This is a genomic window from Leifsonia sp. (assembly GCF_051955155.1).
Taxonomy (GTDB): domain Bacteria; phylum Actinomycetota; class Actinomycetes; order Actinomycetales; family Microbacteriaceae; genus Leifsonia.
The window spans coordinates 1-7,342 of the sequence record NZ_JBQCGZ010000125.1 but is presented as its reverse complement, the minus strand read 5'-3'; the positions used below and the strand labels follow the sequence as shown (position 1 = coordinate 7,342).

The window sequence follows — 7,342 nt, the reverse complement described above, 5'->3', positions numbered from 1 at the left end:
CAAGGACAAGCTGACGGAGATGGGTCTGTCGCTGAAGGACTCGGTCCCCGGGTTCGACGGCGCCCACTTCTACAGCGGGTACGACGAGGACGAGTCCACCACCATCTGAGGCTTGTCGCTCGAGAACGCCATCAGACCTTTTTCAACACTGGAGATAACCGATCATGCCTAAGCCCACCAAGGGCCCCCGCCTCGGGGGCGGCCCCGCGCACGAGCGTCTTCTGCTCGCCAACCTGGCTGCCGCGCTGTTCACCCACAAGAGCATCAAGACGACGGAGACCAAGGCCAAGCGCCTGCGTCCCTACGCCGAGCGTCTGATCACGTTCGCGAAGCGCGGCGACCTGCACGCCCGCCGTCGCGTGCTGTCCGTGATCCAGGACAAGGCCGTCGTGCACGAGCTCTTCACCGAGATCGCGCCGCTGGTCGCCGAGCGTGAGGGCGGCTACACCCGCATCACCAAGCTCGGTTACCGCAAGGGCGACAACGCGCCGATGGTGCAGATCGAGCTCGTGCTCGAGCCCGTCGCCCCGAAGGCCAAGCCGGCCAAGAAGGCCGCCGCCCCGAAGGCCGCTCCGGTCGAGGAGGCCCCGGTCGAGGAGACCGCCGCCGAGGAGACCGCGTCCGAGGAGACCACGGCCGCCGAGGCCGAGGTCGTCGAGGAGGCCACCGGCGACGAGACCGCCGCGGAGGAGACCACCGCGGAGGCCGAGGCCGAGAAGGCCTGACGCCCGTCAGCACACGAAGGCCCCGCATCCATCCGGATGCGGGGCCTTCGTCGTTCCCGGCGGACCTCGTAGGCTGGCCGGATGCACGAGAACTCCGGCACCGAGCTGTCCCCGCTGCGCGAGCGCGTGTCCGCTCCGCCGACGCACCGGCCCGCGCATCCCCTGGTCGCCGAGTGGCGCCCGGCGACGATGGACGATGTGGACGCGGTGCTCGACGTCGTGCGCGCGATCGACGCCGTCGAGCATCCCAACTACCTCGCGACGCGCGAGGAGGTGGAGGAGGAGCTCGGCTACAGCTTCGTGGACAGGGAGCGCGACACCCTGATCGGCTTCGCGGCGGACGGCCGGCCCGTCGCCGCCGGCATCGTCCTCGAACCGCCGCGGCAGGAGACGCTGGTGCGCGAGTTCCTGAACGGCGGCGTGCATCCCGACTTCTGGGGCCAGGGCATCGGAAGGGAGCTGCTGGCCTGGCAGATCGCTCGCGGACAGCAGAAGCTGGCGGCGTCGGAGAAGCGGTTGCCCGGCTGGATCGTCGGCTACGCGGATGCCCGCGCTCCTCAGCGCGAGCGGCTGCTCCGGCACGCCGGGCTCGAACCGGTACGGTACTTCCTGTCGCTGGAGCGCTCGCTCGCCGAGCCCGTCCCCGAGGTCGTGCCCACCGAGGACGCGCGCATCGTGCCGTACACGACCGAGCTGTCGGCCGCCGTCCACGCCGCGCGCGACGAGGCGTTCCTCGACCACTGGGGCAGCCAGCCGCTCAGCGACGAGCAGTGGGAGACGTTCCTGTCCGGCACGTTCCGGGCCGACGTCTCGTTCGTCGCCCTCGCGGGCGACGAGGTGGCCGGGTTCGTGCTCTGCCAGGTGAACGAGGAGGACTGGGTCAGCCAGGGCTTCACCGGGGCCTACATCTCGATGCTGGGCACGACCCGCGCGCACCGCGGGAAGCGGATCGCGCCCGCGCTGCTCGCCGCGTCGATGACCGCGTGCGCCGCGCTCGGCTGGGAGCGGTCGACGCTCGATGTCGACGCGGAGAACCCGAGCGGCGCGCTGGGTCTCTACACCGGGATGGGCTTCACCGAGACCAACCGCGAGACCGGCCTCATCCTCGCCTACTGACCGGTGCGACCGTGCCCGTTCGGTACGTCTGCGTCCTGCGCGAGCACGGCCGCTCGTACCGACGGGCACAACCGCTACTGGGGGCGCGGGCCGGCCTGGTCCCAGGGGTTCGCCACGCGGACCGTCGAGTGCTCGGCCAGCTGCAGGAGGGCGCGGCGCAGCGCGTCGGCGTAGATCGCCCCGCCGCGCATCCCCGGGTGGATCTGGTCGTCGGCGAGCAGGTCGAGGTGCCCGGCGATCGCGCCGTGCCAGTCGGCGACGGCGACGCGGTCGGGATGCTTGGCCGCGAACGCGTCGAGCGTGCTGTTCACGCCGGGCGCCCAGGATCGCGGGGCCTGCACGTTGACCAGGACGAGGCCGCGGCGCGGGCCGAGCTCGTCCAGGACGCGCTCCAGCGTGTCCTCGGAGATGGAGCCGTTGGTCCCGAGCCCGATCACGACGACCGGCCTCAGGGCGTCGGCCTTCGCCGCAGCGGCGATCAGGTCGGGGGCCGTGTGCATCTGCCGGGAGACCACGGCGTCGATGCTGATGCCGGGCAGGCTCTGCTGCAGCGCCGGGGCCGACGCCAGCATCACCGAATCGCCGAACGCCGCGATGTCGGGACCTTGCGCGACCGGGTGCGGGTCGGGCGGTGTGCGAAGCGACGAGCTCGAACCGGGTGACGGCGCGGGGGAGGGCGCGCCCTTCAGCGACGCCGCCCCCTGCTGGATGAAGCGCTCGGCCCCGGTGGCGGTCGGGGCGACCACCATCGCGGCCACGGTCGCGGCCACGAGCCCGGCGGCGACGGCGGTGCCGGCCCACGTCCACAGCCGGGCCGGCCGCGAGACCCGCATCGCCATCCGCACCCGGCGGACGACGCCGCCGAAGCCGTGCCGGCGGATCGGCTGCTCCAGGTAGCGGTACGACAGCAGCGCGGCGGCGACGGAGCAGGCCAGCGCGCCCAGCCCCACGATCAGCGCGGTCTGCGGGTCGTTCTCGTCCGGGATGGCCGCGCACACCAGCACGAACACCGGCCAGTGCCAGAGGTAGAGGCCATACGAGCGGGCGCCCACCCAGCGCAGCGGCGCCGCGTCGAGCAGCCGACCGAGTCCGGAGCCGGGCAGCACGGCGGCGCCGATGGCGAGCGCCGTCGCGACGCTCACCAGCAGCAGTCCGCCGCGGTAGGTGAACGCGGCGTCGTCGTGCATCCCGTAGGCGGCGACGACGATCCCGAGGACGGAGGCGACCCCGAGCGGCGGCAGCCAGCGGCGCGCGAACACCTGGCCTGCGGTCTCGCCCGCGTCCAGGTCGGCGGGCCGCAGCCGGGCGACGAGCAGAGCGAGCGCCGCGCCGAGCGCGAGGCCGAAGCTGTGCGTGTCCGAGCCGAAGTACACGCGGGTCGGGTCGTCGCCCGGCATGGTGAGCACCGCCATCTCGACGGCGGACGCGGCGGCGACCCCGAGCACGATCGCCAGCCGCACACCCCAGTTCCGCACGAGCGCGATCGCGAGCAGGGCGAGCGGCCAGACGAGGTAGAACTGCTCCTCGACCGCGAGGGACCACAGGTTGCGGAACAGCTCGGGCGCGCCCTGCGCGAAGTAGCTGGAGTCGGCGGCGATGGAGAGCCAGTTGGCGCTGAACGTCGACGCGCCGAGGATCTGCCGGGGGAGCCCGACCAGGACGTCCCCGCCGATGGCCAGCGCGATCGCCGAGCAGACCACGACGAGGGCGGCGATCGCCGGCACCAGGCGGCGCACCCGCCGCGTCCAGAACCCGCGCAGGTCGACGCGTCCCGTCTCGCTCCGCTCGCGCAGCAGCAGGCTCGTGATCAGGAACCCGCTGATCACGAAGAAGATGTCGACGCCGATGAAGCCGCCGGGGAGCACCCCGGGGAAGAGGTGGTAGACGAGCACCGTGACCACCGCGATCGCGCGCAGGCCGTCCAACCCCGCGAAGCGGCGGGACGCGGGGGACGGCGCCGGTGCGACGGCGACGGTCGGCTGGACGGTGAGGTGGGTCATCGGGTCTGCGATAGGGTCGGCGGGCACGGAAGCGGCCAGCGTAGCAAGCGCCGCTGACAGCCTTCTCTAGAATCGTGGGATGACCGAACAGGCGACGCGATTCCGGCTCGACATCGCCTACCAGGGCACCGATTTCAACGGCTGGGGGCGCCAGCCCGACCAGCGGACCGTCCAGGGGACGCTGGAGGCGGCGCTCGCGACCATCTTCCGCCGCACGGGCGAGGCGCCGACGCTGACCGTCGCCGGGCGCACCGACGCCGGGGTGCACGCCGCCGGTCAGGTGGCGCACGTCGACCTCGATGCGGACCAGGTGGCCCTGCTGCGCCGACCCCACGGGAAGCGCCCGCCGCTGGAGCCGGAGGACGCGCTGGCCCGCCGCATCAACGGCGTGCTCGGCCCGGTGCCGGACGTCGTCGTGCTGCGCGCGAGCCGGGCCCCGGACGGCTTCGACGCCCGCTTCTCCGCGCTGTGGCGGCGCTACGAGTACCGCGTCGCCGACCGGGCGTCGCTGCGCGACCCGCTGCAGCGGCACCGCACGGCGTGGGTCGCCTCCACCCTGGACGCCGACGCGATGGACCTGGCCGCCCACGGCCTGCTCGGCCTGCACGACTTCGCCAGCTACTGCAAGGCGCGCGAGGGCGCGACGACCATCCGCACCCTCCAGGCGTTCTCGTGGCGCCGGGATGCGGACGGTGTCCTGATCGGGGAGGTCGGCGCCGACGCGTTCTGCCACAGCATGGTGCGCGCGCTCGTCGGCGCGTGCGTCGAGGTGGGCGAGGGCAAGCTCACGCCAGGCGACCTGGTGCGCCTGCGCGACGAGCAGCGCCGCACGAGCGCCTTCAAGGTGATGCCGGCGCGCGGGCTGACCCTGCTCGAGGTCGGTTATCCGGCCGACGCCGAGCTGGCCAGGCGCGCGGAACAGACCAGGGGACTGCGGACGCTCTGAGCGGAGGTCCGGGTCAGCGCACCAGCCCGTTCTCGTGAGCGAACGCCACGAGCTGCACGCGCGAGGTGAGCCCCAGCTTCTGCAGGATGCTGCGCATGTGGCTCTTCACCGTCGCCTCCGTGATGAACGCCGCCTGCCCGGCCTCCGCGTTGCTGAGCCCGCGCGCCGCGAGCAGGAACACCTCCTTCTCGCGGGCGGAGAGCGCGGCGATGGTCTCGGGGCGGGCACGTCGTACGCCTCCTGCGCGGAAGAGGGCCGCCGTCTCCTTCGGTGCGATCACGGCGTGGCCCGCGTGGACGGTGCGGATGGCGGCGAGGAGGAAGTCGGAAGTGGTGTCCTTGAGCACGAACCCGTCGGCGCCGGCGCTCAGGGCTCTCGCGACAGCCTCGTCGCGCTCGAACGTGGTCAGCACGATGATCCGCGGAGCGTCCTCGTCCGTGAGCTCCGCGCGGATGCGCGCGGTCGCGCCGATGCCGTCGAGGACCGGCATCCGCAGATCCATCAGCACGACATCCGGTCGCTCGCGCACCGCCAGTTCGACACCCGCCTCACCGTCGTGAGCCGCGCCCGCGAAATCGAGATCGGACTGGGACTCCAGCAGCATGCCGATGCCGGAGCAGAACAGTGGCTGATCGTCGACGACAGCGACCCTGATGCTCACGCGACGACCGCCTCTGCCGCGGGGATATACGCCGTTACCAGGTACCCGCCGTCGGTCTCGTCCGGACCGGCGTCGAGCCAGCCGCCTGCGAGCCTGGCCCGTTCGCGCATCCCGTGCACGCCGCGACCCCCGGGCTGCGCTGGGGCGGAGGACGGTGCGGCGGGGGAGGAGACGGAGATCGTGAGCCCGCCCCCGCGGCCGTCGAGGGCGACGCGCGCGACACCGTCGCCGCCGTGCTTCAGGGCGTTCGTGAGCGCCTCCTGCACGATCCGGTAGACGGCGAGCCCCTGGGTCGCCGTGAGCCCGCCGGGTTCGCCGAACCGCTCGACGGTCACCGTCAGCCCCGCCGCGCGCATGCGTTCGACCAGCGCATCGATGTCGGCGAGCGACGGCGCCTCCGCCCCGTCCGGGTCGGAGACGAGCCCTTCGATCAGCATGCGCACCTCCGTCAGGGAGGACCGGGCGGGACTCGCGATCGAGGCCAGCGACCGCGACATCTCTTCGGGTCGCACGTCCGCCAGTGCTCTCGCCCCATCCGCCTGCGCGAGGATCACCGAGAGCGAATGGGCCATGATGTCGTGCACGTCCTGCGCGATCCGTTCGCGTTCGCCGGCGATGATCGCCTCGGTCGTTGCTTCGTGGAGCTCGGAGGTCGTCCGGGTGAGCTCGCGCTTGCTAGCGGCACCGGCGACGGCGATGCTCGCGAGCGCACCGACGCTCCACGCGGCCGCGCACAGCAGGATGCACCAGACGAAGAGCGGGATTCGCTCCGGTATCCGCCATCCGTACGCCGCCAGGAGGCCGGCGGCGGCAACGCCGACGAAGAGCGCGAAGACCGCGGTGACGGCACGAAGAGCGGGCCGTGCCGACATCGCGACCCCGACGATCACGAGCAGAAGACCGAGGTAGACCGCCTGCCCCGGCTCGGCGAACACGGCCTGGGGGAAGATCAGCTGGCCGACGAGGACGGCGACGACGATCGCCATCGCCGCCGAGGGGAGGCGCCGGCACAGGGCGATCGCCACGGCGACCAGTGCAAGAGCCGTCCACCAGGGGAGCTGCGCGGCCAGCGTCCCCGGGACGAGCTGGTGACGTCCGACCTCTCCCATCGACCAGAGCAGCAGGAACAGTGCGGCGACGATCAGATCGATGGTGAGCTGATGGCGGAGCAGGAGCGCTTTCATGGTCATAACCTAGAAGCGGTCATGGTCTGGCCCGGCCATCCCGGCCCCGTTTTCATCCCCAGGGCGGACCCCACCCCTCCGCAGGGCCGGCCCGGTTTGACCGGCCCGGGCGTGTCGCGTACGATTGACCTTTGGTGTCCGCGCCTCCTGCGGTGCGGCACGCGAACGTGAGCCCTCCACCGGCTTCGGTTCCCGCCTTGTCGAGACGCGAACCCCCATCGGAGTGGGATTCACGAACTCCTCCGTTCGATATAGAAAGCAGCCACTACTGTGACGCGCACTTACTCCCCGAAGGCAGACGAGATCCAGCGCGACTGGGTCATCATCGACGCGACCGACGTCGTGCTCGGCCGTCTCGCCAGCCACACCGCCGCGCTGCTGCGCGGCAAGCACAAGGCGACCTTCGCCCCCCACATGGACATGGGCGACTTCGTCATCATCGTCAACGCCGACAAGGTGGCCCTCACCGGTCAGAAGGCGGCGCAGAAGAAGGCCTACCGCCACTCCGGTTACCCGGGCGGCCTCAAGGCCACCACGTACTCCGAGCTCCTGGAGAAGAACCCGGTGCGCGCCGTCGAGAAGGCCGTCCGCGGGATGCTGCCGAAGAACTCGATCGGCCGCGCCCAGCTCCGCAAGCTGAAGGTCTACGCCGGCAGCGAGCACCCGCACGCCGCCCAGCAGCCGAAGCAGTACACGCTCGGCCAGGTCGC

At 72.1% G+C, this 7,342-nt stretch carries 7 protein-coding genes and 1 pseudogene; 5 read left to right on the top strand and 3 right to left on the bottom strand.

What is annotated here, in order from left to right:
- The 3 genes and pseudogenes from ACTHMF_RS13640 to ACTHMF_RS13630 all read left to right on the top strand — a co-directional run.
- Window positions 1–109: pseudogene (locus ACTHMF_RS13640) on the top strand (DNA-directed RNA polymerase subunit alpha); the annotation flags it as partial.
- A 55-nt stretch (window positions 110–164) separates the two neighbouring features.
- On the top strand, window positions 165–725 hold the full coding sequence (rplQ, locus tag ACTHMF_RS13635) for a 50S ribosomal protein L17 (protein ID WP_440318316.1): 561 nt from the start codon (window positions 165–167) through the stop codon (window positions 723–725).
- 81 nt (window positions 726–806) lie between these two features.
- The gene (locus tag ACTHMF_RS13630) at window positions 807–1,841 is read left to right on the top strand and encodes a GNAT family N-acetyltransferase (RefSeq protein ID WP_314146784.1); all 1,035 of its coding nucleotides are present in this window, start codon (window positions 807–809) and stop codon (window positions 1,839–1,841) included.
- Window positions 1,842–1,915: 74 nt separating this feature from the next.
- On the opposite strand, the gene ACTHMF_RS13625 is transcribed toward ACTHMF_RS13630, so the two are convergent.
- Window positions 1,916–3,841 (bottom strand): acyltransferase family protein, encoded by a 1,926-nt coding sequence (locus tag ACTHMF_RS13625; RefSeq protein ID WP_440318313.1) that lies wholly within the window; start codon window positions 3,839–3,841, stop codon window positions 1,916–1,918.
- A 79-nt stretch (window positions 3,842–3,920) separates the two neighbouring features.
- Between ACTHMF_RS13625 and truA the strand changes: the two genes are divergently transcribed.
- The gene (gene truA / locus ACTHMF_RS13620; protein ID WP_440318311.1) at window positions 3,921–4,787 is read left to right on the top strand and encodes a tRNA pseudouridine(38-40) synthase TruA; all 867 of its coding nucleotides are present in this window, start codon (window positions 3,921–3,923) and stop codon (window positions 4,785–4,787) included.
- 13 nt (window positions 4,788–4,800) lie between these two features.
- On the opposite strand, the gene ACTHMF_RS13615 is transcribed toward truA, so the two are convergent.
- A complete protein-coding gene (locus ACTHMF_RS13615) occupies window positions 4,801–5,448 on the bottom strand; it encodes a response regulator (protein WP_440318309.1) in 648 nt (215 codons plus the stop codon).
- A complete protein-coding gene (locus ACTHMF_RS13610) occupies window positions 5,445–6,632 on the bottom strand; it encodes a sensor histidine kinase (protein WP_440318307.1) in 1,188 nt (395 codons plus the stop codon). Before ACTHMF_RS13610 ends, ACTHMF_RS13615 begins: the two co-directional genes overlap by 4 nt.
- A 270-nt stretch (window positions 6,633–6,902) precedes the next feature.
- Here ACTHMF_RS13610 and rplM point away from each other — a divergent pair.
- Window positions 6,903–7,342 (top strand): 50S ribosomal protein L13 (gene rplM / locus ACTHMF_RS13605; RefSeq protein WP_440318305.1); only part of this gene is annotated, 440 nt, incomplete at its 3' end.

What these genes read in the sequence shown, in the direction of transcription:
- rplQ (WP_440318316.1), top strand. Translation starts at nt 165, where the DNA reads ATGCCTAAGCCCACCAAGGGCCCCCGCCTCGGGGGCGGCCCCGCGCAC.
- ACTHMF_RS13610 (WP_440318307.1), bottom strand. Translation starts at nt 6,632, where the DNA reads ATGAAAGCGCTCCTGCTCCGCCATCAGCTCACCATCGATCTGATCGTC.
- ACTHMF_RS13625 (WP_440318313.1), bottom strand. Translation starts at nt 3,841, where the DNA reads ATGACCCACCTCACCGTCCAGCCGACCGTCGCCGTCGCACCGGCGCCG.
- ACTHMF_RS13630 (WP_314146784.1), top strand. Translation starts at nt 807, where the DNA reads ATGCACGAGAACTCCGGCACCGAGCTGTCCCCGCTGCGCGAGCGCGTG.
- truA (WP_440318311.1), top strand. Translation starts at nt 3,921, where the DNA reads ATGACCGAACAGGCGACGCGATTCCGGCTCGACATCGCCTACCAGGGC.